The 26,724-nt window shown below is 54.2% G+C and carries 25 protein-coding genes; 9 read left to right on the top strand and 16 right to left on the bottom strand.

What is annotated here, in order from left to right; translation table 11 throughout:
• Window positions 1-70 precede the first annotated feature (70 nt).
• Complete coding sequence (uvrD, locus tag K0H79_RS02195) at window positions 71-2,236, bottom strand: DNA helicase II (protein ID WP_220066526.1); 2,166 nt, start codon at window positions 2,234-2,236, stop codon at window positions 71-73.
• A 149-nt stretch (window positions 2,237-2,385) separates the two neighbouring features.
• Here uvrD and K0H79_RS02190 point away from each other — a divergent pair, with 149 nt between their 5' ends.
• Window positions 2,386-3,279 (top strand): winged helix-turn-helix domain-containing protein, encoded by an 894-nt coding sequence (locus K0H79_RS02190; protein ID WP_220077152.1) that lies wholly within the window; start codon window positions 2,386-2,388, stop codon window positions 3,277-3,279.
• A gap of 361 nt (window positions 3,280-3,640) precedes the next feature.
• On the opposite strand, the gene K0H79_RS02185 is transcribed toward K0H79_RS02190, so the two are convergent.
• The 4 genes from K0H79_RS02185 to K0H79_RS02170 all read right to left on the bottom strand — a co-directional run bounded on the left by K0H79_RS02185 (window position 3,641) and on the right by K0H79_RS02170 (window position 7,277).
• Entirely contained in the window at window positions 3,641-4,615 is a 975-nt protein-coding gene (locus tag K0H79_RS02185; protein WP_258405457.1) for a homocysteine S-methyltransferase family protein, read from the bottom strand.
• A 316-nt stretch (window positions 4,616-4,931) separates the two neighbouring features.
• On the bottom strand, window positions 4,932-5,864 hold the full coding sequence (locus K0H79_RS02180) for an SPFH domain-containing protein (protein ID WP_220066524.1): 933 nt from the start codon (window positions 5,862-5,864) through the stop codon (window positions 4,932-4,934).
• A 12-nt stretch (window positions 5,865-5,876) separates the two neighbouring features.
• Complete coding sequence (locus tag K0H79_RS02175; RefSeq protein ID WP_220066523.1) at window positions 5,877-6,791, bottom strand: slipin family protein; 915 nt, start codon at window positions 6,789-6,791, stop codon at window positions 5,877-5,879.
• Window positions 6,792-6,809: 18 nt separating this feature from the next.
• The gene (locus K0H79_RS02170) at window positions 6,810-7,277 is read right to left on the bottom strand and encodes an NfeD family protein (protein WP_220066522.1); all 468 of its coding nucleotides are present in this window, start codon (window positions 7,275-7,277) and stop codon (window positions 6,810-6,812) included.
• 396 nt (window positions 7,278-7,673) lie between these two features.
• On the opposite strand from K0H79_RS02170, the gene K0H79_RS02160 reads away from it, so the two are divergent.
• Window positions 7,674-8,426: an outer membrane protein OmpK gene (locus K0H79_RS02160; protein WP_011758533.1), complete on the top strand. Its 753-nt coding sequence runs from the start codon at window positions 7,674-7,676 to the stop codon at window positions 8,424-8,426.
• A gap of 58 nt (window positions 8,427-8,484) precedes the next feature.
• Here the strand turns inward: K0H79_RS02160 and udp are convergent, their stop codons facing one another.
• Entirely contained in the window at window positions 8,485-9,243 is a 759-nt protein-coding gene (gene udp / locus K0H79_RS02155) for a uridine phosphorylase (protein WP_011758532.1), read from the bottom strand.
• A 437-nt stretch (window positions 9,244-9,680) separates the two neighbouring features.
• On the opposite strand from udp, the gene K0H79_RS02150 reads away from it, so the two are divergent.
• Window positions 9,681-9,896 carry a YdcH family protein gene (locus K0H79_RS02150; RefSeq protein ID WP_011758531.1) on the top strand — a complete coding sequence of 72 codons (216 nt, stop codon included), beginning with the start codon at window positions 9,681-9,683 and terminating at the stop codon, window positions 9,894-9,896.
• Window positions 9,897-9,981: 85 nt separating this feature from the next.
• Here the strand turns inward: K0H79_RS02150 and K0H79_RS02145 are convergent, their stop codons facing one another.
• Window positions 9,982-11,157 (bottom strand): type III PLP-dependent enzyme, encoded by a 1,176-nt coding sequence (locus K0H79_RS02145; RefSeq protein ID WP_220066521.1) that lies wholly within the window; start codon window positions 11,155-11,157, stop codon window positions 9,982-9,984.
• A gap of 306 nt (window positions 11,158-11,463) precedes the next feature.
• Here K0H79_RS02145 and ygiD point away from each other — a divergent pair, with 306 nt between their 5' ends.
• Together ygiD and K0H79_RS02135 are read left to right on the top strand one after the other, a co-directional pair.
• Window positions 11,464-12,237, top strand: a complete 774-nt coding sequence (gene ygiD, locus K0H79_RS02140; protein ID WP_220077151.1) for a 4,5-DOPA dioxygenase extradiol — start codon at window positions 11,464-11,466, stop codon at window positions 12,235-12,237.
• A 141-nt stretch (window positions 12,238-12,378) separates the two neighbouring features.
• A complete protein-coding gene (locus K0H79_RS02135; RefSeq protein WP_220066519.1) occupies window positions 12,379-13,227 on the top strand; it encodes a mechanosensitive ion channel family protein in 849 nt (282 codons plus the stop codon).
• Between the two features lie 27 nt (window positions 13,228-13,254).
• Here K0H79_RS02135 and K0H79_RS02130 read toward each other — a convergent pair whose 3' ends face one another.
• Window positions 13,255-14,139, bottom strand: coding sequence for a radical SAM protein (locus tag K0H79_RS02130; protein WP_220077150.1), 885 nt, complete (start codon window positions 14,137-14,139; stop codon window positions 13,255-13,257).
• A gap of 127 nt (window positions 14,140-14,266) precedes the next feature.
• Here K0H79_RS02130 and K0H79_RS02125 point away from each other — a divergent pair, with 127 nt between their 5' ends.
• Window positions 14,267-14,521 carry a hypothetical protein gene (locus K0H79_RS02125; RefSeq protein ID WP_220066517.1) on the top strand — a complete coding sequence of 85 codons (255 nt, stop codon included), beginning with the start codon at window positions 14,267-14,269 and terminating at the stop codon, window positions 14,519-14,521.
• Window positions 14,522-14,617: 96 nt separating this feature from the next.
• Here the strand turns inward: K0H79_RS02125 and K0H79_RS02120 are convergent, their stop codons facing one another.
• The 4 genes from K0H79_RS02120 to K0H79_RS02105 all read right to left on the bottom strand — a co-directional run bounded on the left by K0H79_RS02120 (window position 14,618) and on the right by K0H79_RS02105 (window position 18,173).
• Window positions 14,618-14,935: a putative quinol monooxygenase gene (locus K0H79_RS02120; protein ID WP_011758525.1), complete on the bottom strand. Its 318-nt coding sequence runs from the start codon at window positions 14,933-14,935 to the stop codon at window positions 14,618-14,620.
• Between the two features lie 4 nt (window positions 14,936-14,939).
• Entirely contained in the window at window positions 14,940-15,395 is a 456-nt protein-coding gene (locus K0H79_RS02115) for a GNAT family N-acetyltransferase (protein ID WP_408733381.1), read from the bottom strand.
• A 131-nt stretch (window positions 15,396-15,526) separates the two neighbouring features.
• On the bottom strand, window positions 15,527-17,116 hold the full coding sequence (locus tag K0H79_RS02110) for a DHA2 family efflux MFS transporter permease subunit (protein WP_220077148.1): 1,590 nt from the start codon (window positions 17,114-17,116) through the stop codon (window positions 15,527-15,529).
• 10 nt (window positions 17,117-17,126) lie between these two features.
• Complete coding sequence (locus K0H79_RS02105; protein ID WP_220066513.1) at window positions 17,127-18,173, bottom strand: HlyD family secretion protein; 1,047 nt, start codon at window positions 18,171-18,173, stop codon at window positions 17,127-17,129.
• Between the two features lie 99 nt (window positions 18,174-18,272).
• Between K0H79_RS02105 and K0H79_RS02100 the strand changes: the two genes are divergently transcribed.
• Together K0H79_RS02100 and K0H79_RS02095 are read left to right on the top strand one after the other, a co-directional pair.
• Window positions 18,273-19,214, top strand: coding sequence for a LysR family transcriptional regulator (locus K0H79_RS02100; RefSeq protein ID WP_220077147.1), 942 nt, complete (start codon window positions 18,273-18,275; stop codon window positions 19,212-19,214).
• Window positions 19,215-19,350: 136 nt separating this feature from the next.
• Complete coding sequence (locus K0H79_RS02095; RefSeq protein WP_220077146.1) at window positions 19,351-20,379, top strand: DUF4382 domain-containing protein; 1,029 nt, start codon at window positions 19,351-19,353, stop codon at window positions 20,377-20,379.
• 180 nt (window positions 20,380-20,559) lie between these two features.
• On the opposite strand, the gene K0H79_RS02090 is transcribed toward K0H79_RS02095, so the two are convergent.
• From K0H79_RS02090 to zntR, 4 genes are all read right to left on the bottom strand, one after another.
• Window positions 20,560-20,706 (bottom strand): hypothetical protein, encoded by a 147-nt coding sequence (locus K0H79_RS02090; protein WP_220077145.1) that lies wholly within the window; start codon window positions 20,704-20,706, stop codon window positions 20,560-20,562.
• Window positions 20,707-20,761: 55 nt separating this feature from the next.
• The gene (locus tag K0H79_RS02085) at window positions 20,762-22,735 is read right to left on the bottom strand and encodes a S9 family peptidase (RefSeq protein WP_220077144.1); all 1,974 of its coding nucleotides are present in this window, start codon (window positions 22,733-22,735) and stop codon (window positions 20,762-20,764) included.
• Window positions 22,736-22,930: 195 nt separating this feature from the next.
• Window positions 22,931-24,367, bottom strand: a complete 1,437-nt coding sequence (locus K0H79_RS02080; RefSeq protein WP_220077143.1) for an SO_0444 family Cu/Zn efflux transporter — start codon at window positions 24,365-24,367, stop codon at window positions 22,931-22,933.
• Entirely contained in the window at window positions 24,358-24,819 is a 462-nt protein-coding gene (gene zntR, locus K0H79_RS02075) for a Zn(2+)-responsive transcriptional regulator (RefSeq protein ID WP_220066507.1), read from the bottom strand. The genes K0H79_RS02080 and zntR overlap by 10 nt, the downstream gene beginning before the upstream one ends.
• A gap of 292 nt (window positions 24,820-25,111) precedes the next feature.
• On the opposite strand from zntR, the gene purH reads away from it, so the two are divergent.
• Window positions 25,112-26,701: a bifunctional phosphoribosylaminoimidazolecarboxamide formyltransferase/IMP cyclohydrolase gene (gene purH, locus K0H79_RS02070; protein ID WP_220077142.1), complete on the top strand. Its 1,590-nt coding sequence runs from the start codon at window positions 25,112-25,114 to the stop codon at window positions 26,699-26,701.
• Window positions 26,702-26,724 lie beyond the last annotated feature (23 nt).

The raw sequence follows: 26,724 nt of genomic DNA, 5'->3' as shown, positions 1-26,724 counted from the left end.
TTGTCCCCGTTTGGGGTCATCGCGCGGTTGTTATCTTGTGTGTGTTGCTCTGGCATCTTTGCCATCGGGCTCACAGGGATTCCAGCTTGGCGTAGCTGACCACCAGCCACTTGCTGCCGAAATCATCAAAATGCACCTGTACCCTCGCCTGTGGGCCACTGCCCTCGTAGTTGGTGACAGTGCCTTCACCAAACTTAAAATGCCGTACCCGGCCGCCAATCTTTAAGCCTGAATCATTAAAGGTTTGCTGGGCATGGGCAAAACGGTTGGCTACCAGTGGCGCCGATACCTGCGCCTTGAGGCGAATTTCTTCCACATACTCGGGGGGGATTTCGCGGATAAAGCGCGAGGGTCTGGCATAGTCTTCACGGCCATAGATACGTCGCGACTCGGCATAGGTGATGTAAAGCTTTTGCATTGCCCGGGTCATGCCCACATAGCAAAGGCGACGCTCCTCTTCGAGGCGGTCGCCCTCCTCCAGCGCCAGCTTACTGGGGAATATGCCTTCTTCCACCCCGGCCATGAACACCATGGGGAATTCCAGTCCCTTGGCGGAGTGCAGTGTCATCAGTTGCACAGCATCTGTGTGGGCATCGGCCTGACCTTCCCCCGCCTCCAGTGCCGCATGGGACAAAAAGGCATTGAGCTCACCCATGTCTTCCAGCTCTTCCGGCATCTCAAAGCTGCGGGCTGCCGTGACCAGTTCTTCCAGGTTTTCCACCCGGGCCTGGGCGTTTTCGCCCTTTTCGGCCTCGTACATGGCCTTGAGCCCCGAATGCTGAATCACATGATCGGCCACGCGGTACAGCGGCAACTCGTCGGTGTCACTTCGAAGCTGCACTATCAAATCCAAAAATCCTTTCACCGCATTGGCAGCGCGGCCCGACAGCACCTTTTCCTCGAGCAGACGCAGCGAGGTCTGCCACAGGGTCAGTTGCTCTTTGCGGGCGGTGCTGCGCAAAATATCCAGCGTGCGCTCACCTATGCCACGGGCCGGCGTATTGACCACACGTTCGAAGGCGGCATCGTCGTCGCGGTTGGAGATAAGGCGCAGATAGCCCATGGCATCCTTGATTTCCTGACGCTCGAAGAAGCGCAGGCCGCCATAGATACGATAGGGCATGCCCTTGTGGAGTAAGGCTTCTTCCAGCACCCGCGACTGGGCGTTGGAACGGTACAGAATGGCGCACTCACCGAGCATGCCGCCCTTGTCCTGCCAGTCGCTGATGCGGCCGACAATAAAGCGGGCCTCGTCCATCTCGTTAAAGGCGCAGTAGAGGGAAATTGGCTCGCCATCCTTGTCTTCTGTCCACAACTCCTTACCCATACGGTCGGGGTTGTTGGCGATAAGTTCGTTGGAGGCCTTGAGAATATTGCCGGTGGAGCGGTAATTCTGCTCCAGGCGTATGGTATTGGCGCCGGGGAAATCCTGCAAAAAGCGATGCAGGTTTTCTATCTGGGCGCCGCGCCAGCCGTAAATCGACTGATCATCGTCCCCCACTATCATCACATTTGCCGTGTTGCCTGCCAGAACCCGGATCCAGGCGTACTGAATGGCGTTGGTGTCCTGAAACTCGTCCACCAGAATATGGCGGAACCTGTCCTGGTAGTGGGCCAGCAGATGGGGTTTATTAAGCCAAAGCTCATGGGCGCGCAACAGAATTTCGGCAAAGTCCACCAAGCCTGCCCGGTCACAGCTGTCCTGATAGATACGGTACAGTTCCAGCAGCTTTTGCTCCATGGGGAATGGACCTGCGTCTATATGGCCTGGGCGCAGCCCCTGGTCTTTTTTACCGTTGATATACCCGGCAACCAGGCGCGGTGGATACTGTTTTTCGTCCAGATTCATGCTCTTGAGAATGCGTTTCAACAGACGCTGCTGGTCGTCTGAGTCCATGATCTGGAAGCTTTGTGGCAGGCCTGCATCCTGCCAGTGGGTACGTAGCAGACGATGGGCCAGACCGTGGAAGGTGCCTATCCACATACGGCCGGTATTGTGGCCAACGATTTTCTCGACCCGCTCACGCATTTCGGCGGCGGCCTTGTTGGTGAAGGTTACCGCCAGTATTGAATAGGGACTCTGGTTTTCCACCTGTAACAGCCAGGCGATACGGTGAGTTAACACCCGGGTCTTGCCACTGCCGGCACCGGCCAACACCAGCATGCTGGACTGGGGAGCAGCCACGGCTTCGCGCTGCTTATCGTTCAGGCCATCCAGCAAAAAAGAAACGTCCATTCATGCCTCCCAAAAGTCGAGGCGGCATTATATCAGAAGCCTGCGGCAATGGGTGGAATTGCCCCTGAGAGTTGGGCTGGGCAAATGCCTGCAACTGTGGCTATGATAGAGCTGTAAATGCCAATCATTGAGATGAACCTTTCGCCAAGATGATCTATTCACTCGATCCACTCACATTGGATGTGCAGGGACGCAGCCTGACGTACAAAGGACGCAAGCTTCAGTGCGATGAACGCACCCTGATGCTGTTTCAGCTGCTGATTGAATCCTATCCTGAGCCCCTGGAAGCCACGCTTTTGCTGGAAAAACTGTGGCCAAATACGGTTGTCAGTAGCTGGTCGGTCGCCCGGCTTATCTCTGACGCCCGTAAATTGCTCAAAGATGCGGGCATGGAAGACTCTGTCATCCAAACCCTCCACGGCAGGGGGTATCGCCTTGAGCCCGAGCTGGCCGCCAGACTCCAAAGTCACGTCCAGGAGGGTAACACCGGCGTGACTCGCGTACCCAAAACCCGCCCTTTGGCCTGGGCTTCATTGACAGCCGCACTGATGGTGGCCGCGATTGTGCAGTATGTGGGCCAATCTCCCCGGGGGTTGTTGATAGGTGAACCTGCCAATGTCAAAGGCCGCCTTCTTTGGGTGGATGATCATCCTGAAAACAACTCTGCCGAAATAGCCAAACTCAGGGATGCCAATATCGCTGTCTATACCACCCTGGATACTGAAGAAGCCCTGATGTTATTGTCCATGTATCGCTACGATGCGGTGATTTCAGACATGGGGCGTGCCGACGATTCCCTGGCCGGACTCAAACTGGTGGAAAGCCTCAGGCAAAGCGGCGACCAAACGCCATTTTTTCTGTACACCATATTACCGTCCGATGCCCAGCGACAATTGGTGCTGGAACACGGCGCACAGGGCGTGGCCGTGGATGAAACAGCCCTGTTTGCCCTGCTCGAACGGGTCAACTGGGGCATAAAATCGACAGCGCCGCGTGAGGACGAACGAAGCACCCCGCTCACTCAAATCGATTCAAACAATTGATTTAATAAAAATTCAAAAACATTCACAAAGTTTCAAACCCGTTTCTGCAACAGCGAATGCTATAACCTTGGTGTCCGACATCAGCGCCTCTTACAGGCGTTGTCCCGGCGGAAAGGGTATTGGGAGATCCCTTCAAGATGGCGCCCGCAGTGGAAGAAGTTCTGGAGTCGAGCCAGCCTTCAACCATGGTCATGGATGACCAGGGCGCCACCAACCCACATCCTCATCCCTGATTTTGGGAGGCGCTTGCTATGTTGTTGGCACTGCTGTTAATCATCCTTATCGCCACCAGCCTCTATCTCTTGTTTCAGCTCAATAAATAGCTATCTGTTTGTACAGGAAATTGCCAAGTACCCGACTGTTATCCGGGGTTAATACAGGCCTTGGCTATCTGCTCCAAATGACGATGATCTGTACCACAACAGCCACCCAAGACATTCAGCCCTTTAAGCCGGGTCGACATCAAACTGGCATACTCCTGCCCCAATTGATGGGGATCGCCATCATCCAGGGTCGTGGCATCGTTTAACTCGGCATGGCTTAGGGATGATGCATTGGCACGAAATCCTTTCACCCTGGCAAGCCAGGGTGCTTCATCCGGCACAGCCTCCAGATGACTCGGGTGAGCACAGTTAATCATAAAGTAGGCGGCATAGCCTGCAGTTGCTTCATCCACCTGAACCACAGCTTCACCCAGACTTTGACCAGTGGGCAAGCGGCCGTCGGTCTCGAGGGTAAATGAAATCACCACGGGCATCGCCGCTTCCCTCGCGGCGTCCACTATGCCAATAGCTTCTTCAACACGATTCAGTGTCAGGGCACAAATCATGTCCGCCGGGGTGGAGGCGAGAGTCTCAATCTGAATGCTGTGGTAATGCCTTGCGTCCTCTGCCGTCATGCTTTGGTCAGGCAGATAGCCGTCAAAACGGGGGCCGATACAACCACTGACGACTATAGGCAGGCGCCCTGAATGTGTCTGACGTATGGCTTCAAGCAGCGCTATCGCATCCCGGTTCGCCTGGGCAAGGGCCTCAGGGGTGTAACCCAATAGCGCACCCCAATCGCTGCTGGCGCGCCAGGTTGGGCTTTCGAGAATAAAACCTGTGTGAAATTTCCCGGCCAGCTTCACATAGGTCACAAAGTAGTGAGTCAGGGCTTCTCGCCCCTGGGGCGTTTTCAGCAGCTCAAAGGCCGCAAAGTAAGGCAGTTCAAACCCCTCATGGAACATCAGCGTGGTTTCGATACCACCATCGGTGAGAAACACGCCGCCACCAAGCTGTGGCAGTTGGGTGCGATAGATACCCATAGACACCTCTGAGAAAAAGGACAGGGTCATAGCCCGCTGTCCAAACTGCCACTGAGCGGCGGTTCGTTGCGGGTCGTTGGCTGTCCTTTGCCTCGGATGCGAAGAGGGTTCCCATAGAGGATGTTTTAAAACAGCTATGAGCCATTGATTTTGCCTGATGACGCCAAGTATCTGTACCAGTGGCCAAATGCAGCGCACTGCTCGCTGACTTCTTTATTCACTATTCCTTAACTATAGGTCCCAAATAAAAAAGGTCCTCCCCGGGGAGGGAGAACCTTTATCTCATTTACTACTCAGCGCCTTTATTTCAGCGCTGCGCTTTTATTTCAACGCTGCGCCTTCAGGGTTAACGCTGCTCTTTCAAGCCCATGGCGTCCATCCACTGGTCGAAGTTCACCATATTGGCGGGTACCACAACACGGCTGCCCTGTTGCCCCAGCCCTTTCAGCTGCGTCAGGTACTGCTCACCCAGTTGTAAACGCAGGGCATTCTGGCCACCGGGGGCGGCAATCACTTCGGCAAGGCGTTCAATGGACTCGGCGGTGGCCCTGGCGATGGCGAGGATTTCCTCGGCCTTACCTTCGGCTTCGTTGATGCGTTTTTGCATCTCACCCTCAGAGCGGTTAATGGTTTCGGCCTTGATACCCTCGGAGCGGTTAATCTTGGCCTGCTTGTCACCCTCACTCTTGGCCAGCAAGGCACGGCGCTCACGCTCGGCATTCACCTGCATTTCCATGGCGTTTTTCACGGTTTCGGGTGGCTGGATGTTTTTGATCTCATAGCGGTGCACGCGGATACCCCAGAGAGCACCGGCCTGATCCAGCACTTCCACCACCTTGGCACTGATAACATCACGCTCTTCGAAGGTGCGGTCCAACTCCAGGGTACCAATGACAGAGCGGGTGGTGGTTTGGGCTAACTGGATAGCCGCATAACGATAGTCGGTCACGCCATAGCTCGCTTTCACAGGGTCCACCACCGAGATATAGATAACACCATCGACCTCAACCTTAACCTCATCGCTGGAGAAACACTCCTGAGGTGGCACGTCGATAGTTTCTTCTTTCAGGTCATGAACATAGGCAACCTTGTCCACAAAGGGGATCAAGGCGTGAAAGCCTGCATCCAGGGTTGAATGGTATTTGCCCAGACGCTCGACTATGTAAGCCGACTTGGTTGGCACCAGACGAATAGACTGGAACAGCTTGATAATAAATATAAAGAAGATAAGTCCCCAAATCGCCATCACGATCAGGTCTTCGTTCACTGCTAGTTGCATCTGTGGTCCTCCTTATACCTTGCCATTCAGCGCGTGGCTGACTTTATCCATGCCTTCGAAAAAGCCTTCCATTTTCGCCAGCTCCGCCGGCACCACAGAGACTTCGGCATTTTTCATTACTTCGCCTATCTGTTTGATGAACTGCTCTTTGAGCTGCATGTTCATGGCTTCGGTTCCGCCCTGAACCGCCAGTGCACTGGATACCATGCCCATGCCTTCGGCCTTGGCTCGGGCGATGATGGCGATTTCAGCCGCGGTGCCTTTAGCTTCGTTGATACGCTTCTGCTTTTCCCCTTCGGAGAGGTTGATGGCTTCCTGGCGCTCCCCTTCGGAGAGATTGATCATCGCCGCCTTTTCGGCGTTGGCCAGGGTAATCTCGGCCCGCTTACGGCGCTCGGCTTCCATCTGTTTCTCGAGGGTGTGGATCACATGCCTCGAAGGAGTAATGTTTTTAATCTCATAACGCAGTACCTTGATGCCCCAAGGCTCAGAGGCTTTATCGATTTCGCGCACTATGGACTCGTTCAGACGGTCACGCTCAGAAAAGGTTTCGCTTAGAGTGAGCTTACCTATTTCCGATCTCATGGTGGTTTGAGCCAGGTTTACTGCAGCGAGGCGATAGTCTTCGATACCGTAGCTCGCCAGCTTGCCGTCCATCACCTTGAGATACACCAGGCCATCCACCTCCAGCTGGGTGTTGTCCTTGGAGATACAGCTTTGGGCAGGTACATCCAGCACCTGCTCACGGGTGTCATGGCGGTAGGCCACCCGATCGACAAAAGGGATCAGGAAGTGAAACCCGGGCTCCAGCACGGTGCGAAATTTACCGAGACGCTCAATCACGGCCACTTCCCGCATTTGAACTATCAGCATCAACTTATACAAAATGAAAAGTATAAAAAGAAAAGCTATGGTTAACAGCAACATGGTTCCCTCCTTGCAAAATCAAACATTGTGCTGCGCAGGAAGCGCCTCAACAATCAAAGAAATGTTTTCCCTGCAGATCACCCGTACCTGGGTGCCACTGGGGATAAGAGTGCCATCCCCCAGTGCAGGCCAATCGGCTCCCTGAAACTCCACCCTGCCGGCCTTTTCACCCGGCCCTATGTCGGCCTTGACCAGCGCAGTCTGGTTATAGATGTCCAGCGCCTCATCTGTGTTGTCCACATGGGAGTCTCCCCCCACCAGACGCTGGGTAATATGACGAAAGCCAAGCAGCAATACCATGGACGCGATAAACCACAGCGTCATGCTCTGGATGAAACCGTCCACCAGGCCCAGTCCCAACGCCCCCGAAACCACCAAGCACGCAGCCCCGAGCAGTATCACTATGCCACCTGGCACTATGACTTCGGCCAGCATCAGCACTACGCCAATACCCGCCCATATCAGTACCGGATTAGAAAACTCCATCTCCCCCTCCAATGCAGAGCATCCTTGTGCCGACTATAACAGCAGATTTGTTGCAATGCGACATATTATGTCAACTGAGGCTTTTTGTCGGTGGATAAAATGGGACACTGGAGGGAGCAAGGTCACAAAATCAAGAGTTTATCCCGAGTTCCACCAAAAGCCATGCGCAAAAAAACACCGAAAAATCGCTTATAAGATAATAATTTTGTTAAATAAAATGGAGAAAAAACGGCCGACCTTCACGGTGAAAAAAGGGTTTGAGCCCGAAGGACTTTTTCCCTATATTGCCTTGGCTTTTCGACCCGGACCGGACACAAAAATGCCGGAGGCCATCACGCACTCATGTATGCCGGGCGAATGCAATCTGCATCTGCCTCTACCCAAGGGAAATGAATAATGAAAAAAACCTGTCTGTGTCTTGCCCTGCTGCTGTCGCCCCAGGCGTACAGCAACGAATTGGTTCAGTGGTGGGACGCCAGCGTCACCGCACTCTATGGCACCAATTACGATTTAGCCCCCTCAGATGAACAAACCACTATCACCCTGGAAACCGCCGGCGGCTGGAAGTACGGTGATTGGTTTGCGTTTCAGGACTTTATTAACTTTAACGGCCACAATGGCGGTAAAGACAGCACCACCTACGGTGAAATATCCACTCGCTTCAGTGCCGGTAAAATCCTCGGTAAGTCCGTCGGCTTTGGTCCGGTAACCGATATGTCACTGGCGCTGACCCTGGAAGAAGGCGAAGGCCCGGTGGAGACCCTGCTCTATGGCGTGGGTATGGATTTTAAACTGCCGTTTTTCACCTATTTCCAGCTCAACACTTACCGCCGCGACGCACAAAACAGTGCCAATATCAGCGATGGTTGGCAGTTGACCCCGGTATTCCGGATTGATATTCCGGCCGGCCGCAGCAAAATCGTCCTCGATGGCTTTATCGATTGGGTATTTGTCGCCGATGAAGACGGCTATGAAGAAAACTTCCACTTCAACCCGCAAATCAAATACGACCTGGGCGCCACTCTCTTTGGTGATGCCAGGAAAGACCATTTGCTGGTCGGTATCGAATACGACTACTGGAAAAACAAATACGGTGTGGACGGTGTAGACCAGAGCACCTATTCCATCATCGCCCAGTACCATTTCTGATAAGCTGGACCACCCATAAAAAAGGCGCCCCGGGGCGCCTTTTTTTATTCATTGACCATCAAGCCAAGAGTTTGCGGGCTGCAGCAACCACCACAGACACAGCGCTGACTTCGGTATTTTTCATGGTTGCCTCATCAGGGATTTCCTGCTGAGTACGGTTTACAATCACACCCGCCACGCAGGCAGCGCGCCAGCCCTGTGAAGCACACATGGTAAACAGGGTCGCCGACTCCATTTCATAGTTCAGCACGCCCATTTCCTGCCACTCTTTCATGGAACCTTCGAAACGGCGGGTCACGCGACCTGATACTGTGTCGTAACGCTCCTGACCGGGATAGAAGGTATCACTGGAAGCGGTCACACCAACATGGGGCTCAACGCCGGCATCACGGCAAGCCGCCACCATGGCAGTGGTACACTCAAAGTTGGCTACCGCCGGGAACTCCATCGGGGCAAAATGCAGGCTGGCACCATCCAGACGCACTGACGCCTGGGTCACAATCAGGTCACCTACGTTCACATGGGGCTGGATCGCACCTGTGGTGCCTACACGCAGGAAAGTGTTGATACCCAGCTGCGCCAGCTCTTCCACAGCGATAGAGGTGGAAGGACCACCGATACCGGTTGAACAAACCACAACAGGCTTGCCATCCAGATACGCCAGGTAACTGGTAAATTCACGATGGCTGGCCAGGAAGGTTGGCTTATCCATCAATTCGGCAATACGTTTCACACGCTCTGGGTCGCCAGGCACAATCGCCAGCGTGGCACCATCCAACATGTTTTTTGTTAAACCCAGGTGAAATACATCAGCCATGGTGAAAACCCCTTTCATTTTTGATAATAAAATTCTAATAGCTTCGACTTTAACCTAGTATCGAAGCGGATAAGGTTAACTGGATCACGAATTTTCCGCCAAGCTTTATGGCAAAAAACGTAATCCAATTACCAATACGGTTACGAATACCGCGTTGAGACGCTTAAGCCTTGTCCCGGCCACTTTTCAGCCCGCGAAGCACGCTTACTGACTATTAAGATAGCAGCCATGGGGTGTTACGCCATGGCCCGAATGACGGATTAACAGCAAGACAAATCAGGACTTGGATCCGCAAAGTGAAATAAGATAATTTAAATAAAAATCAAATAGATAAAATATGCGTATCGACTTAGTGATCCGGATCACTTTTATCCCATGCAACTGGGCGTAGGGTTGATTTGAACCCAGGAGAAAACGCACAGCAGAAGGAAGAATAGATGTTTCCAGAATACCGGGATCTGATTACCAGATTAAAAACCGAAGATGCGCATTTTTTAAAAATATTCAACGAGCACAATGAGCTGGATAAAGAAGTAAAGGAGTTGGAAAAACACCTTTCCAGTGATGCCACCCCAGAATTAAAAGTTTTGAAGCAAAAGAAGCTGCACTTGAAAGAGGAACTGCAACAGATCCTCAAGTCATACGACAACTGATGTCACACTGCCAGCTTGCTTCAAAAATAAAGGGTGCCTGAATGGCACCCTTCTTTTTGCGTTACAGTTTTCCCTGAAACGCCGATTACAGGTAGTAATCCTTGAGCGGCGGGAAACCGTTGAAGCACACTGCTGAGTAAGTGGTGGTATAGGCACCGGCGGTCAACCAGTACAGGCGGTCACCGATGGCGAGATCCGATGGCAAACCATAGGCATAGTGCTCATACATGATGTCGGCACTGTCGCAGGTTGGTCCGGCAATCACACACTTGTCCAGCTCACCCTTCTTTTCGGTGAAGATGGGGTATTTGATGGCCTCATCCATGGTCTCAATCAAACCTGAGAATTTACCCACATCTGTGTATACCCAACGCTCAAGCGCTGTGTGAGATTTACGGCTGATAAGTACCACTTCAGAAATCAGCACGCCGGCGTTGGAAATCAGTGAACGACCAGGCTCCAGAATGATTTCAGGCAGCTCATCACCAAAGTCTTCCTTAAGGAAGTGCTTGATTTGCTGAGCGTAAACACCGAGTTGATTGGTCTTGTCGATGTAGTTGGCCGGGAAACCACCACCCATGTTAATCATCTTAAGCACAATACCGTGATCTTCACGCAGACGGTCGAACAGTACCTTCACCTTACCGATGGCGGCATCCCAGGCGCCGATATCGCGCTGCTGAGAACCCACGTGGAAGGATATGCCGTAAGGATCCAGACCCAGCTCTTTTGCCAGCGCCAGCAGCTCATAGGCCATTTCATTCTGGCAACCGAACTTGCGTGACAACGGCCAGTCAGCGGTTTGCGAACCTTCCGTCAGGATCCGCACATACACTTTGGAGCCCGGGGCTTCTTCGGCAATCATGCGCAAGTCGGCTTCAGAGTCAGATGCAAACAAACGCACGCCACGCTCATAAAAAGCACGGACATCTTTGCGTTTTTTGATGGTGTTGCCAAAGCTGACGCGATCCGCAGTCACACCGACTGCCATCACCATATCCAGCTCATAGATAGATGCGATATCAAAGTTGGAGCCTTTGTCTTTCAACAGGGTCAGGATCTCCTTGGCGGGATTGGCCTTAACTGCATAATAAACGTTGGCAAACGGGAAGTTGGTCACCATGTCATCGTATTGCTTCGCGATGATATTGGTATCAATCACCACAAAAGGGGTTGCCTTGTCTTTGGCGAATTCCTGAATTCGTGCAAAGGTTTCACTATCGTAAAAATCAGCAACGTCAATAGATTGAAACTGGCTCATTGGCCTTGGTTCTCCTGTACTTAGCCCGAGTGGATGGCATCAATGTGATGGTAAAAAACGTGCGAAGTAGACGCTATTTTCGCTGAAGATGCAACGAATTTTTATGCCATAAAAGCAAATTTTTATTCCACTCATTTTCCACTTCGATGACTGCAATTTTTTACCAATTTAATCAGTAGCTTGAGTATCAGTTTACCTGTCTCTTTTACTGTTCGATTTTCTGAGCAGATTTGACGAGAATTTTGCAATTTTCCTGATGGATGTGTCGGATTATGCTGGACCGACAAACCAACCAATGGAGTCCCAATGTCAACCTTACCCATGCCTGCCCTTTTTCTTGGCCACGGCAGCCCAATGAATGCGCTCGAACATACTCCCATCAGCCAAAGCTGGCGCAAGCTTGGGCAAACCCTGCCCAGACCCAGGGCCATATTGATGATATCGGCCCACTGGAACACCCGTGGCACTTTGGTTTCGGCCGCTACCCAGCCCGACACTATCCACGACTTCGGCGGTTTTCCCGATGCCCTTTATGCCATGCAGTATCCAGCGCCGGGGGCGCCTGAGCTGGCGGCGCAAATATCAGCGCTGATACCCAACAGTCGCCTGGATCACTCGCGTGGTTTGGACCACGGCGCCTGGTCACTCCTGGTTCATCTGTACCCCGAGGCAGATATTCCGGTATTGCAGCTGAGCCTGGACATGCAACTCACGCCAGAACAAGAGTATGGCACAGGACGGGCATTACGGACGTTGAGGGAGCAAGGGGTGCTGATTATCGGCTCGGGTAATACTGTGCATAACCTGCGAGCGCTGGTTCCCGGCGACAGTGCTTATCCCTGGGCATCAGCGTTCAACGAAGCAATAGGCCAACGGCTGCTGGATAAGACCGATGATGCCGTATTGGATTACACCAGTCTGGTCAATACCGATACCGCCAGACTCTGCCATCCCACGGACGAGCACTTAAGGCCACTGTTTTACCTTTTGGGCACAGGCTACCCGGATGAACCCAGAACCCTGTTCAACAACCAGTTGACCATGGGTGCCATCAGCATGCTGAGTCTGAAACTGGGCTGAGGAGAAGTCAGCCTCCTTCTCCAGCCGCCACACAGGCATTCTCTTTCCCATCGCCAACAGGCAAAATGTCAGGATATTTGAAGCAGATGTTGATACCTCAGGGTGAATTCATCGGCAAATGAAGGAAGATGCGGAGGAAATATGAATAACACAGGTCTGGAGCAGGGACTGCAACAGGAATTGGCTCAGCTGCAAAACGTCTATGACCTCATCACCGAGTTTTTGGTGCAATACAGTTTTCAGCTGATTGGCGCCCTGCTTATCTTTTTGCTCGGCCTTTGGCTTGCGGCCAAGGTCGCCGGCATGGTCAACAAACAACTGGAAAAGTACCGGGTCGATATCACCCTCGCCAGCTTCGTCACCCACCTGGTACGCATTCTGATTATCATCATGGTGGCCATAGTCGCTTTGGGTAAGCTTGGGATCAGCGTCACTCCCATGGTTGCCGCCATCGGCGCAGCCTCACTCGGTGCCGGTCTGGCCATTCAGGGGATGCTGTCAAACTATGCCGCCGGCATCACCATCATAGTGACCCGCCCCTTTGCCGTGGGTAACACCATCAGTGTGCGCGGGGTGACCGGGGTGGTGAAAGACATAATGCTTGGCATGACAATTCTCACCAATGAAGAAGGCGAACAGATCAGCATTCCCAACAAGCACATAGTGGGAGAAATCCTGCATAACTCCTTTGAATACAAGCTGGTAGAAAGCCAATTCAACATCTGTTATGACCAGGATGCCGATGCCGTTATCGCCTTGGTCAACAAGGCGCTGCTTGGCAGCGGAAAGCTTCATGCCGAGCAGCCTCCCCAGGTGGGGATTAACGGGTTTAACAATCTGGGTATTGAAATTGGCCTCAGATACTGGCTGCCCACCCAGAGCTATTTTCAGGACAAATACATCACCCATCAGGCCATTCACGGGGCGCTGAAAGCCGCTGCCATCAAGATCCCGTCGCTGAGCCGGGAAGCCCACCTTATCGGTGAATAAACAGGCCGGAGGCGCTCCACGAGCGCCTCACAGTCCCCGCTGCCATTCCTGCCTCAGCGGCACGGCGCCCGGCGAGTCCAGCGCCAAACGCACCTGCGACAATAACTTGTCTTTGTCCCGCCCCAGAACGCCCTTGAGCACCAGATAATTCGACGCATGATCCGAGCGAAACACTGTCTGCGACAACTCAAGGTGCGTCAGCAGGGTATGCATTTCTTCCAGCAACCCTCGCTGCTGGGGCAAGCGGAAGTCCTTGTCAAAGCCTTCATTCATGCGTGCCTTGCCCAGGGGCAGCGTAACCACCAGGGTACTCAAATAGTCCGGCTGGGCGGCATTCATCAGCCGGGCAGAATTCATGGCATGTTGCTGTGACAAATGTATGCCGCCAAGACCGGTTAGAATCATCACCGAGGACTTCATCCCGGCAGCGCGTATTTTCTCAAGTGCCGCCAGGGAGGAAGCAAAGGTTTCACCCTTCTCGACTCGGGCCAGTACTTCATCATCGCCACTCTCGCAGCCCACATACATGAGGCTGAGTCCCAGCTCTCTGAGGCGGACAAGCTGCTCCACCGACTTGTTGCTGAGGTTTCTTGGCAGGCAATAGCTGCTAATCCGGCTCACGTCGGGCAGGTATTTGTGGATAAGCAGCAAAATGGCTTCCAGGCGGGCAAATGGCAGTGTCATGGCGTCACCATCGGCCAGAAACACCCGTCTTATGGGCACGCCTGATGCGGCGGCCTGTTTCAGGTCAGCTTCTATTTTGTCTTCTTTAAAGGCGCGGAAACGCTTTTGTTCAGCGGTGTACATGTCGCAAAAACGGCAGCGGTTATAACTGCAGCCGTTTGTCACCTGCAGGATCAGCGATTGCCATTCAGAGGGTGGACGAAATACCGGAGCTATGTAATTGAGCATGAACAGGAACCTTTGACTATTCAGTCATAAGAAATGCTTACAAATATGCGCCAGCGCAAATTTTAACCATACAACTGCTGTTAAAATGCGCGGCAACTGTGCCAGTTTTCACCTAAAAAGGCGAGTCATGATGAATCAAACCGCATTGGTGGAGCAAGACAGGCGAGGGAGCGCCCCAACATTTCAGCAGCATTGGAATATCATGACTGCCGAACAAAAAATGAGTTTTTACCGCTTACAGGCCTGGGGATACAGGTTGTTGTTTGTGCGCAGCATGCCAAGGGGACCGCTGGCGGTGATAGCGCAGGATCAAGAGTTGGCAGCCCTGACTGCCGATGGCGAATTGGATACCAATCCGCAAATAGTGCTGCGCGGCCAATAACAGATAACTACCGCCGGTTTTCAGCATTAAAAAAGCCCCTGTCAGGGGCTTTTTAACGTCTGTGTTACTGCTGCCTGCTGCCAAATATCAACCGACTCAGACAATGATCTCGTGGTAGGTTTCCACCTTGAAAGACTCCACCAGTTCGGGCATCTGCTGATGAAAATAGTGCTGAATGGCATCCTTGGCACAGTGGCTGTCGAACGCCTCCACATCCACGAACTTTTCGATAAAGGTAATGCGCCTTGGCTCGTCGCGGCTCTGGTTCAGCTCGTATCGGATGCAACCCACTTCCCGGCGGGTATCGGGAATAAGCGCACCCAGGGCCTCAATCAGGGCTTCTTCTTTACCGGGAAACGCTAAAAAGCTCGCCACACACACCAGTTGGCGACGGTTAATCACATAGTTTGTCATCTTCTCATGTCCTTTGATGAAAGCGCATATCCAGATGGGGGATCCCATCTTCAAGGTAAACGTCGGAGGCTGGTGTAAAACCAAGTGAGGAATAAAAACCCTGCAGGTATTCCTGCGCCCCGATTTGAATGCCGGCGTCAGGCCATGTTTGCAGGGCATGTTCAATGGCTTTGTTCATTAACGCTCTGGCCATGCCACCGCCGCGCACCGCTTCGGAAACAGCGACCCGGCCGATACTGGCTTCGGGGTAACTGAGTCCCGGCGGCAATATGCGCGCATAGGCGACCAGCGAATCCTGTTGCCAACCCAGCAGATGCATCGCCTGCGAATGCAAATCTTTGTCGTCGAGTTCGGGATAGGGGCAATGCTGCTCTACCACAAAAATATCCACTCTGAGCTTCAATAAACGGTACAACGTCAGGGCATCGAGGTCGGAAAAAGCCTGTGTTTGCCAGCGGATCATAGGGGCCTCCGGGTAATTGACCGCGGTCAGTCTATCACCGCCATCGGCCCCTTGCAGCCCCGCTTTGGACGATTAGACGCCATCCCGCTGCTGCCAACCAAGACGCCTCGCCCCACAAACGCCTTGCCTCAGTGCCCGGCACCGCTGCCATTCCCGGCCTGAGAAGAAGGTCTGATAAGCAATACGGCCACTACGGCCACCAGCAGCAGGCCCCCTATGGCAAAAAACACATCGTTATAGGCCTGCATGTATGCTTCCCGCACCAGGGTATCAGACAGCATCTTGCGGGCCATCGAATCGGCCGCCATGGGATCGACCCCGGCCGCAAACAGGCTGCTTGCCTGCTGTTGCAGGTAGGTGTGCGCCTGCTGACTGACCGCGGGCAGCGACTCTTTCAAATAGGCCAGATGCTGGCGGAAGCGGTTATCCAGCATGGTTGCCACCAGCGCAATACCACAGGCACCACCGAGGTTACGGATAAGATTCAGTAGTGTAGAGGCGCTTGGGGTATCTTCCTGACGCAAATGCATGGTCGCTATCATACCAATGGGCACCAACACGAATGGCTGCCCGAGCGCCCTGACGATTTGCGCCAGAATCATCTGCTCACCGGCATACTGAGCCGTCATATGGGCATTGAGATAGTAACTCAGGGCAAACAATAAAAAGCCCCAGGCCGCCAGATAACGTGGGTCCAGCTTTTGGGTCAGTTTCGGCACCAGAGGCAGCACCAAAAGCTGTGGAAACCCCATCCACATGATGACCTTGCCGATTTCCAGCGCCGAATAGTTATGGATCTGCGACAGGTAAAGCGGGATCAGGTAAATGGCGCCAAACAACCCCAGCCCCAACAAAAAATACGACAGCGACGACAGCGCAAAGTCCCTGTGGGCCAACAGACGCAGGTTCACCAGCGGATTGCGGCTCCTCAGCTGCAAATAGACAAACAGCACCAGGTTGATGGCGGCAATGATGGCCAAATCACGGATAAAGTCGGAGCCGAGCCAGTCTTTGCGGTTCCCCTCTTCCAGCACCACCTCAAGGCAGCCAAGCCCGAGCGCCATGGTGGCGATGCCACCCCAGCTCACCTTGCCAAGCTTTGCCCAGTCGATGGGGCCTTTTGGCAGGCCATATGCCAGCATCCACAGCACCAGGAGTCCGGGTGGTACATTGATATAAAACAGGAAATGCCAGCTGAAATGCTCGGTCAGCCAACCACCCAGGGTAGGCCCGATGGAGGGCGCAAAGGTGGCCGTGACGCCAAAGAGCGCCATCCCCATGGCACGCTTCTCAAAGGGCAGGCATTCCACAATCAGACGAAACGCCAGCGGGATCAGGGCGCCGCCAAAAAATCCCTGCAGGGCACGAAACGCAATCAGCGAGTTCAGGTCCCATGCCATGGAACACAGCAGTGAGCTGATAATAAAGGCGGTGGTACTCCACAGCAGGTAACGGCGCACCGACAAACCGGTACTGAGCCACCCCGACAGGGGGATGGCTATCATTTCAGCAACCAGATAAGCGGTCGAAATCCAGGAACCTTCTTCAAGGGTCGCCCCCAGACTGCCCTGGATTTCCTTCATGGAAGCATTGGTGATCTGGATATCCAGAATCGCCATAAAGGCGCCGATAAGCCCGCCCATCACGGCAATCCAGGCGCGGCGACTGCCTACACCGTAATCCACCTCGGTTTGCGGCAACGCAATACTCGCACTCATGCCCGTCCCCTCAGCGACCGGCGGTCACTGTCAGCTCAGGCGTAGCGGCCGTATCCACAGACACCACAGCGCTGAGCCCCGGTACTACCTTTTGCTCTCCGGGTGGCAGCTCAAGGCGGATACGAACGGGAATGCGCTGTACAATTTTTGTGAAATTGCCAGTGGCATTTTCGGCGGGCAATAAGCTGAATTTGGCGCCGGAAGCCGGTGACAGGCTGTCGATGACTCCATGGAAATCATGGTCGGGAAACGCGTCGAGTGACACTGCCACCGGCTGGCCCGGAACCATGGCCTGGATTTGGGTCTCTTTAAAGTTCGCCGTAATCCACACAGTTCCGTCCGGTACCAAACTGAAAAGCGCCTGTCCCGGCTGCACATATTGGCCGACAAAGGCACCGCGCTTGCCCACTATGCCGTTAAAGGGTGCGCGAATTTCGGTATCTTGCAATTGAAGCCGGGCCAGCTCCAGCCCCGCATTGGCTTCGGCCCTGGCAGCAAACAGCTGCTCGCGCTGGGCCTTGAGCACCCCCAGCTCCTGCTCTCTGGCAGCCAGTGACGCCCGGGACTCGGCGAGTCTGGCGGCAGCGCCATCAAACTCGGCGGTCAGACGGTCAACATCATCCTGGGAGCTGTAATCGCGACGACGCAGCTCGGTGGCGCGTGTCAGTTGTTGCTGTACCCGGCGAACATCGGCCTCACTGGCCTGCACTCCCGCCTTGGCCTGGGCAATCAAAGATGCCTGCAGCAGCAGCTTGGCTTCCAGGGTCGCGAGCTCGGCCCCTACGCTGGCCAATCTGGCTTCACTTTGCAGCACTCTGGCGCGAAACTCGCTGTCATCCAACTTCGCCAGCAGGGTGCCCGCCGTGACATATTGGTTGTCCTGCACCTCAGATTGCACAACCAGCCCAGGCACTTTCACGCTCAATTGGGAAATATCGGCTTCAACGTAGGCATTGTCTGTGTGTTCAATAAATCTGAGGCTGTGCCACAGATAAAAGCCACCACCGGCCAGCACCAGCAGTACGGGTAACAGCACCAGGGCTTTTGACTTGCTCATACAATAGACTCCTTATTCAGTGGCTGCTATTGTAAAACTGTCTCTTTAATATTATTAGTCAGTGGAAATTCAACCCACTGTTTCACAGGTGTAACAATAATGGATTTGAATCGGGTGCAGATATTTGCGGCCGTGGTGGAGCATGGCAGTTTTACCGCCGCAGCCACCGCACTGGGGATCACCAAGGCCACAGTGAGCCGCAAAGTTGCCGAGCTGGAAGAAAACGCCGGTGTCCAACTGCTGTTTCGCACCACCCGCGCGCTCAAGTTAACCGAAGCCGGCAGCAACTATTACCACAGGGTCAGCAGGGTACTGTCGGAGCTGCAGCAGGCCGAAACCCAGCTGAGTGCCAGCCAGCAAAGCATCCGCGGCAAGCTGAAGATTGTCTGCCCCATAGAGCTGGGCCAGCTGTTTCTTGGCAGTATTCTCGCCCGCTTTTTAAAGCAATATCCCGACATCCAAATCAATACCGAACTCACCAATCGCCGGATCGATGTGATTGAAGAAGATATCGATATGTTGTTTCAAATCGCCGAACCCAAGGACCCCCGCCTCACCTGCCATGCCATGGTCAAGGCAGACAAGATGCTGCTGGCCTCCCCCGAGTATCTGGCACAGTTTGGCACACCAAAGGCACCGGCCGATTTGGCACATCACAGGGCTATTCGGCTGGTATCGGCCCATATCGACGGCGTCTGGAAGATATTTGATGGCAAGCAGTGGCAGATATACGAACCCGTGGCCCAGCTCACCGTCAATAATGTCACCCTGGCAAGGGAGGCCGCCATCGAGGGGCTGGGTATAGCGACTGTGCCAACCCTCATCGCCAGCGAGGCCCTGGCCTCAGGCAAACTGGTCCCCGTTCTGGAAGACTATCCCATGCATCAGGCGAAAATTACCCTGAGCTACCCTCAAAGCGCGTACTTACCACGGCGATACCGGGTATTTATCGAGTTTATTTATCAGCACCTGGTGGCCCAATTCGGCGATCAGGTGCTTGAAATACCTGACTTCATTAACATCAATTCATCTCAGGTTTAATGGGCGAAAGATTGCGTTTACCGCATGGTTGCTTATCCTTTCAGGCAAGCCCTGACAGTCAGGGCTGGGGGATCATGGAAGAAGACAACCTCAAAAAAAGGGAAAAATGGAACTCTGAATAACAAAAAGGTGCAACATGAAACTCACCAAAACGCTTATCGCCGTCACCCTGACCTCGTTGCTTGCAGCCTGTGGTGGCAGTGACAATGACTCAAATCCACAACCTCAGATGGGCAGCTTCAGTCTGGGCGTATCTGACAATCCAGCCGATGCAACCCAGGTCAACATTGCCTTCAAACAGGTAGTGCTGAAAAACGCCGATGGGTCTCAGTCTTTCAATGTGTCTACCGACGGCAACGCCAAACAGGTTGATCTGTTGGCATTTCAGGGCAGCTCGGCCGAAATCCTGGTAGAAGGCGTTCAGGTACCGGTTGGCGAATACCAAATGTGTATCTACATGGAAAACCGTGAAACCGTGGATACCACCAGCTCATTCGTTAAAACCAACGATGGCAACGACCACGGTCTGGTGACCAACAGCAACGGCAGCTGTGGTGGCGTTGGCGCCGATGAGGCCGATACAGGTCGCCTGTTCTTCAACAAGTCTTTCACCATTGCAGCCGGTGCCAACGATTACGTGGCTGAGTTTGACCTCGCCCGTGGCATCCAGGCGCCCCATGGCAACAAAGACTACTGGACCCTGAAGCCTACCTCGGTGCAACTGGTAAACCGCGCCGAAGTTGGCAACATCAGCGGCCAGGTCAGCGACGAGCTGATGGCTGCCTGTGAAACTGCCGCCGGTGGCAGCGAGTTTGCCCCCGCCGTGTACCTCTACCCCGCCGCAACTCTGCTGGACAACATGAGTGACATCCGCCCCATGGTTACCGAACCCATGGTGGCTCCGCTTGCCGTTGCCCGCGTAAACGAAATCACCAATGCAGAGGAAGCCGTAATCGGTCATGACTACGAGTTTGGTTTCGTGGTTACCGGTGATTACGCACTGGGCTACACCTGTGTCGCCCAGAACGACGATCCGGAAGCCGACAACTCGCCAACCGATGTTGAAATGCCTTTCTTCATCCATGCCGATGAGCAGGATGTAACAGTGACCAAAGGTGAAACCACCATTCGCCACTTCCCCGGTGACTTTACTCCCGCCAGCTGATAATCAGCGTCCAAAGCCCCTGTTTCAGGGGCTTTTTTGTGCCCCCATTTTGCCAGTACGACCAGCTAGTATTTGTCGATATAAGCAATGTTGGCTTAGCTTAAAATAATCTATCCACGCCAATTTCAATTCTCTATTCTGGTTCTTGCCGAACAAAAAATGTCCTGGCAAACGTTCACATCAATGCAGGAAGCCACCATGAGCAGAGATCAGAAAAAACAGCCCCAAAAATCCATGAAGGAAAAGCGCGCCGCCAAACAAGCCAAAAAGCAGGTTGTCAGCAGCGGCAAGGTTGAAAACCTCGGCAAAAAAAGCAAATAAGGTCATGACCTTATCCAATAAAAAAGGCACTCAATGAGTGCCTTTTTTGATTTTCTTAATCTCAGGGTTTCAGGTAAGTATCCAGAAACTTGAGGTACGCCTCGGATGCGGTGATCCGATTGGCTTTCTTGGTAAAGCCGTGGCCTTCGTCATCGAACAGCACATACTCAACCGGCACGCCATTGGCCCGGACTTTTTCGACCAACTCATCGCTTTCCACCTGCAGTACCCGCGGATCGTTGGCGCCCTGAATGACCATCAGGGGGCGAACAATTTTTTCGGCATGGAACAGCGGCGAAATGGCCTTGTGCCGCTCGGCATCGGTGGCGGGGTCGCCCATCTCGTCGTACAACGACTTACGGAAACTCTCCCACCAGGGCGGGATGGAGTTCAGGGTACGCACCCAGTTGGTAACACCGAAAATATCTATCCCCACCTTGAACTCTTCGGGAGTAAAGGCCAGTGCGGCCGCCACCATGTAGCCACCGTAGCTGCCACCCATGATGCCGATACGCTCCTTATCCACCCAGTCCAGGCTCTGGAGGTATTTCTTGCCCCACACCATGTCCTTCAGGTCGCCATCACCGTGGTTTTTGTCATCCAGATGGAAGAAGGTTTTGCCATAACCCGAGCTGCCGCGGTTGTTAATGGCAAAGACCACGTAGCCGTGATTGACCAGATGTTGGATGGCCGGATTGTAACCACTGCGGCTCTGGCCGCCGGGGCCACCGTGTACATAAATAACCGCAGGGGACGGACTGGCGGCGTGGGCCAGCTTGGGCCGATACAAAAGCCCAGGGATCTCCAGACCATCAAAACTCTTGAACCTGACCACCTCAGAAGGCACCAGATTGGCGCTGTCCATGGCAGGACTAAGGGCCTTGGTGAGACGTTTTACCGAAGGCTCACCTATCTGCCAGACATACAGCTCAGACGGTGAAATATCTGAATTCAGATAAAACGCCATGGTTTTATCGTCTTTGGAAAAACTTACGCCACGGAAATCCCCCGGTGGCAAAGGTGGCAGGGCCAACGCCTTGCCGGTTTGGGTGTCTGTGATGGTGACCTTGGTGCTGGCATCGGCATTCACCGCCATGGCCTGATAGCGACCACTGTCCGAAAAACCGTAATAGCTGACATCCCAATCACGGCTGGCGATAGGTTTACGGGTGCCGGAAGCGATATCATATGCCCACACCTCGTTGAACTCGGATTTGGCATCGCTGCCGTAATACAGGGTTCGGCCATCGTGGGAAAAGCTGAATACCTCCTCGGCAGCCTCAAGTCCCGGTTCGCTCACCATCACGGGTTTGAGGGCGCGGCTTCGAAGGTCCAGCAGATAGATGTCGATATCCTTGTTACTGACCGACTTATTCAGCGCCACGAAGCGGCCACTGCGGTCTATATCACCCAGTGAATAGCCTTCATCGTTTTGAAAAACCAGGGTGCGCTCATAGGTCCTGGCATCGTAACGATACAAATCCATAAACTTGGGATTGCGCTCATTGGTCTGCACAAAAAACACCGTGCCATCACCACTGAATCCGGCAAAGCCAGCCCGGGTGTTATCGCCCGGAGTCAGGTCTTTCACGCTGCCATCCAGCTCACGCACATACAGGTGGTTCAGCTCATTACCGCCCTTGTCCTTACTCAGCAGCACCCTGTCATCCCCTGGAAACCAGCGCACCGGGAAGGTACTGTCTTCAAAGTTGGTCAGCTGAGTTTTGCTGCCATCGAGCAGGCTAAGGCGATACAGGTTATAAATACCTGATTCATCCGACCCCACCAGCACGGCGCTGCCGTCGGCAGAAATGCTCGACCCCGTGTAGGAGGTGGTATCAAAAAAGGTTTTGGCATCGTACCTGGGGTGTGCCAGCAGCAAGGGTTTGGCGTAGGGCTGCTTGGCCGTGGCGGCATCCTGATTATTGGTGGCGTTGGCAGTCGCCGCTGTATCCGCCCCCTGATTGGATTGGGTCGATTGGCAACCGGCCAGCGCCAACGTGGCCAGGCTGAGTGTCAGCAGGGTCTTTTTCATGTGTATCCCTCTTTGTAATAAGGTCAGTCCGTTACTGCAGGAACTTCCACATCATTCAACGCCAATGCCGGGAAGACAAGTCTATTTTGTAAACAAATACAATAACCAACGGCAAGTTCAACCTCGCCTTCATGGCATCAACGCCAATAAAAAGGCCCCGCTGGTGCGGGGCCTGGTGATGCTGTGCCGTGAACCTTAGCTGCAGCAGCTGCCGGTTCTCTGTTTGCGCGGCAGCTTTTGCCACAGCACCCGCCCCATCAGGACGGCGAGCAGCAACCCGGATGAAGCCACAAGCCAGTCTGGCAACATGGCATGCTCTTCACCAATCTGCGGCGCCACTTCAAAGCCGAAGGTCGCCACCAGATAGTTCACCAGCACACCAAACACCAAGGCCACCCCCAGCACACCGCCGAGGTAGCCAAACAGCGCCCGCTTACCCAGCTCCTTGGTCACGACTCCCAGGGTTGCGATGTTGGTGGCTGGGCCTGCCATCATAAATACCAGCACAGCCCCGGGTGAGACACCGGCCAGCAGCAAACCGGCCGCAATCGGGGTCGATGCCGTGGCGCAGATATACATGGGAATGGACACCAGCACCATCACCAACATGGCGAGAATGCCGTTACCCCATTGAGCCAAAAAGTCTGCCGGTACATAGGTTTGCACCAAAGCGGCAAAGAAAAGACCAATCAGCAGCCAGATAGCGGTATCGCGCACCAGGTCGGTTGAGGCATACACCAGCCCATCCCAAATTCGCTCTATCACAGAGGCAGGCTTATCCGCCGGGTGAGCATGCTGTTGTGTGCTGCCACAGCAGCCTGCATCAGCAGCTTTGGCTGTGGGTGTGGATGAAGAAGCGCAGCAGCTCGATGCCTCGGGCACTGCGGCCTTGGGGCTGCAACAGGAAGTCGTTTCAGCGGCGGGCTTGGCGTCGCAGCAGGAAGCCGCAACCGCCTTTGGCGTGCAGCAGGATCCCTGTATGGGTTCGGGCTTGGACTCAGCTTCGGCTTTGCCGGAGCAGTAGCTGGCGCCAGTCTTTGCCGCTGTTTTTTCGGTAACTGGTTTGAAACTCACCGCCGGCGCCCCAGCCAGCTTGGCGCCGGTTGGGGTCATCAGAGGGCTGCCTGCTGCAACCGGTTTGAAGCTCATGGCTGGCTTGGCCACTGGCTTATCAGAAGGCTTATCAGACTGCTTTTCAGGCGATGCTTCTTTGGATTGGGATCTGTTATCCGGCTCATCTTCATCTCGGCCCACCAGCAGGCCTGCCACTATGGCGCTGGTCACGGCGGCAATGGGGCGCACTATGGCCATAAAGGGGCCTAGCAGCACATAGGAGACGGTCACTGAATCGACGCCTGTCTCAGGAGTGGAGACCAAAAACGAGGTGGTGGCCGCCTTGGAGGCGCCGCTGCGCCGAAGGCCAACGGCCGCCGGAATCACGCCGCAGGAGCACAGCGGCAAGGGCGCACCCAGCAGCGCCGCCTTCACCGTGGCCTTAAAGCCGTGACCACCGAGCTGCCTTTGCATCCACGCCATGGGCACAAACATTTTCAGCATACCGGCCAAAAACAGCCCCAGCAGCAGCCAGGGGGCCGATTCCAAAAACAAGTGGAGAAAGTTATTCAACAACATGAGTCATCATCCTTATGCTGCGCGCTGCCGTGATGTTCCGGGCGCACCTGATGATTGGTTTCCAAGGCTTCCAAAATGGAGCAGTGTTCGGCACTTTCGGGGCCGCCGCAGCAGGCGTCTGACAAACGCTGTAAAGAATCGCGAAACACCGTCAGTTCGGCGATTTTGGCACTCACCTGCTCGAGCTTGTCATCCACCATGCCCTTTACATCGGCGCAGGCCCACTCGGCCTTATTAAGCTCAATGGACAAAAGCTCGGTGATTTCATTCAGGCTAAAGCCCACCGCCTTGGCACGTAAAATAAACTTGAGCCGGGCGGCATCGCCCTGGCTGTAAAGCCGGTAGCCCGAATCGCTGCGCATTGAGGGCGCCAGCAAGCCGTGCTTTTCGTAAAACCTCAGGGTATCGGCTTTCACCTCACAGAGGCTGGCTAACTCACCAATGCGATACATGTGTCTATTCCGAATTTCAACAATGGCGCCAGTATAAACCTTGGAGTTTAATCCAAGGTCAAGAGTCTGTATTGCCTTGTGTGTCGTTCGCAGAACGATATTGTGAAATCACGCAGAAAAAACAGCGCCGGGCAGTGTTTTACGGTAGAATACGCGCCCATAAAAAGGTGTCTTGGCAGACAAATAAACTCGCGTAAGGGGAACGCGAGGGGCTTTTGGAAAATAAAACCTTGATGTTGTTTTGTTTTCCGAAAGATCCTTGAACCCTTAACAGCGGAAAACTGTACCCAAAATGAATAATGCCAGACCCATTCGCCGCGCGCTGCTGAGCGTGTCCGATAAAACAGGTATCCTCGAGTTTGCCCAGGCACTGCATGCACAGGGCGTAGAACTTCTGTCCACCGGTGGCACTGCCAAGCTGCTGGCCGATAACGGCGTACCTGTGATCGAAGTTTCTGACTACACAGGTCACCCTGAGATCATGGACGGTCGGGTCAAGACCCTGCATCCCAAGGTGCATGGTGGCATTCTGGCGCGTCGCGGCCAGGACGAAGACGTGATGGCTGCCAACAACATTGGCCCTATCGATCTGGTTGCCGTTAACCTGTATCCCTTTGCCGCTACCGTTGCCAAGCCTGGCTGTACCCTGGAAGACGCCATCGAAAACATCGATATCGGCGGTCCTACCATGGTGCGCGCTGCCGCCAAGAACCACAAAGACGTGGTGATTGTGGTTAACGCCAAAGACTACGACCGCGTGCTGGCCGAAATGAGCGCCAACGGCGGCTCTACCACCCACGCTACCCGTTTTGACCTGGCCATTGCCGCCTTTGAGCACACTGCTGCTTACGATGGCATGATTGCCAACTACTTCGGCACCCAAGTGCCTGCTCACAGCAGCGACGAGTGCCACGACGACTCCAAATTCCCCCGCACCTTCAACACCCAGCTGGTGAAAAAGCAGGACCTGCGCTACGGCGAAAACAGCCATCAGAGCGCCGCCTTCTACGTGGATTTGAACAGCGACGAGGCCTCTGTGGCCACCGCCACTCAGCTGCAAGGTAAGGCCCTGTCTTACAACAACATCGCCGACACCGATGCCGCCCTTGAGTGCGTAAAAGAATTCGACGCCCCTGCCTGCGTTATCGTCAAGCACGCCAACCCCTGTGGTGTGGCCCTGGGCGACAACCTGCTGGACGCCTACAACCGCGCCTACAAGACCGACCCAACGTCTGCTTTCGGTGGCATCATCGCCTTTAACCGCGAGCTGGACGGCGACACCGCCGCCGCCATCGTTGAGCGTCAGTTCGTGGAAGTGATCATCGCCCCAGTGGTGAGCCAGGCTGCCCGCGACGTGGTTGCCAAGAAAACCAACGTACGCCTGCTGGAGTGCGGTCAGTGGACCGAGCAGACCAAGGGTCTGGACTACAAGCGCGTCAACGGTGGCCTGCTCATTCAGGACCGCGATCAGGGCATGGTGACCGAGGCTGAGCTTAAAGTCGTGACCAAGCGCGTACCGACCGAAGCTGAACTCAAAGATCTGATGTTCTGCTGGAAAGTGGCCAAGTTCGTTAAATCCAACGCCATCGTGTATGCCAAAGAAGGCATGACCATAGGCGTGGGCGCAGGCCAGATGAGCCGCGTTTACAGTGCCAAGATTGCCGGCATCAAGGCTGCCGACGAAGGTCTGGTGGTTGAGGGCTCTGTGATGGCATCCGACGCCTTCTTCCCGTTCCGCGACGGTATCGACGCCGCTGCGGCTGCCGGGATCAGCTGCATCATCCAGCCCGGCGGTTCTATCCGCGACGAGGAAGTGATTGCCGCCGCCGACGAGCACGGCATGGCCATGGTATTCACCAACATGCGCCACTTCCGCCACTGATAAGATTGAGGCAGCCTTAGGGC

It is taken from the genome of Shewanella sp. FJAT-52076 (assembly GCF_019457455.1).
Taxonomy (GTDB): domain Bacteria; phylum Pseudomonadota; class Gammaproteobacteria; order Enterobacterales; family Shewanellaceae; genus Shewanella; species Shewanella zhangzhouensis.
Note: the sequence above shows the minus strand (reverse complement) of the source record. Positions and strands in the feature narration are given on the sequence as shown.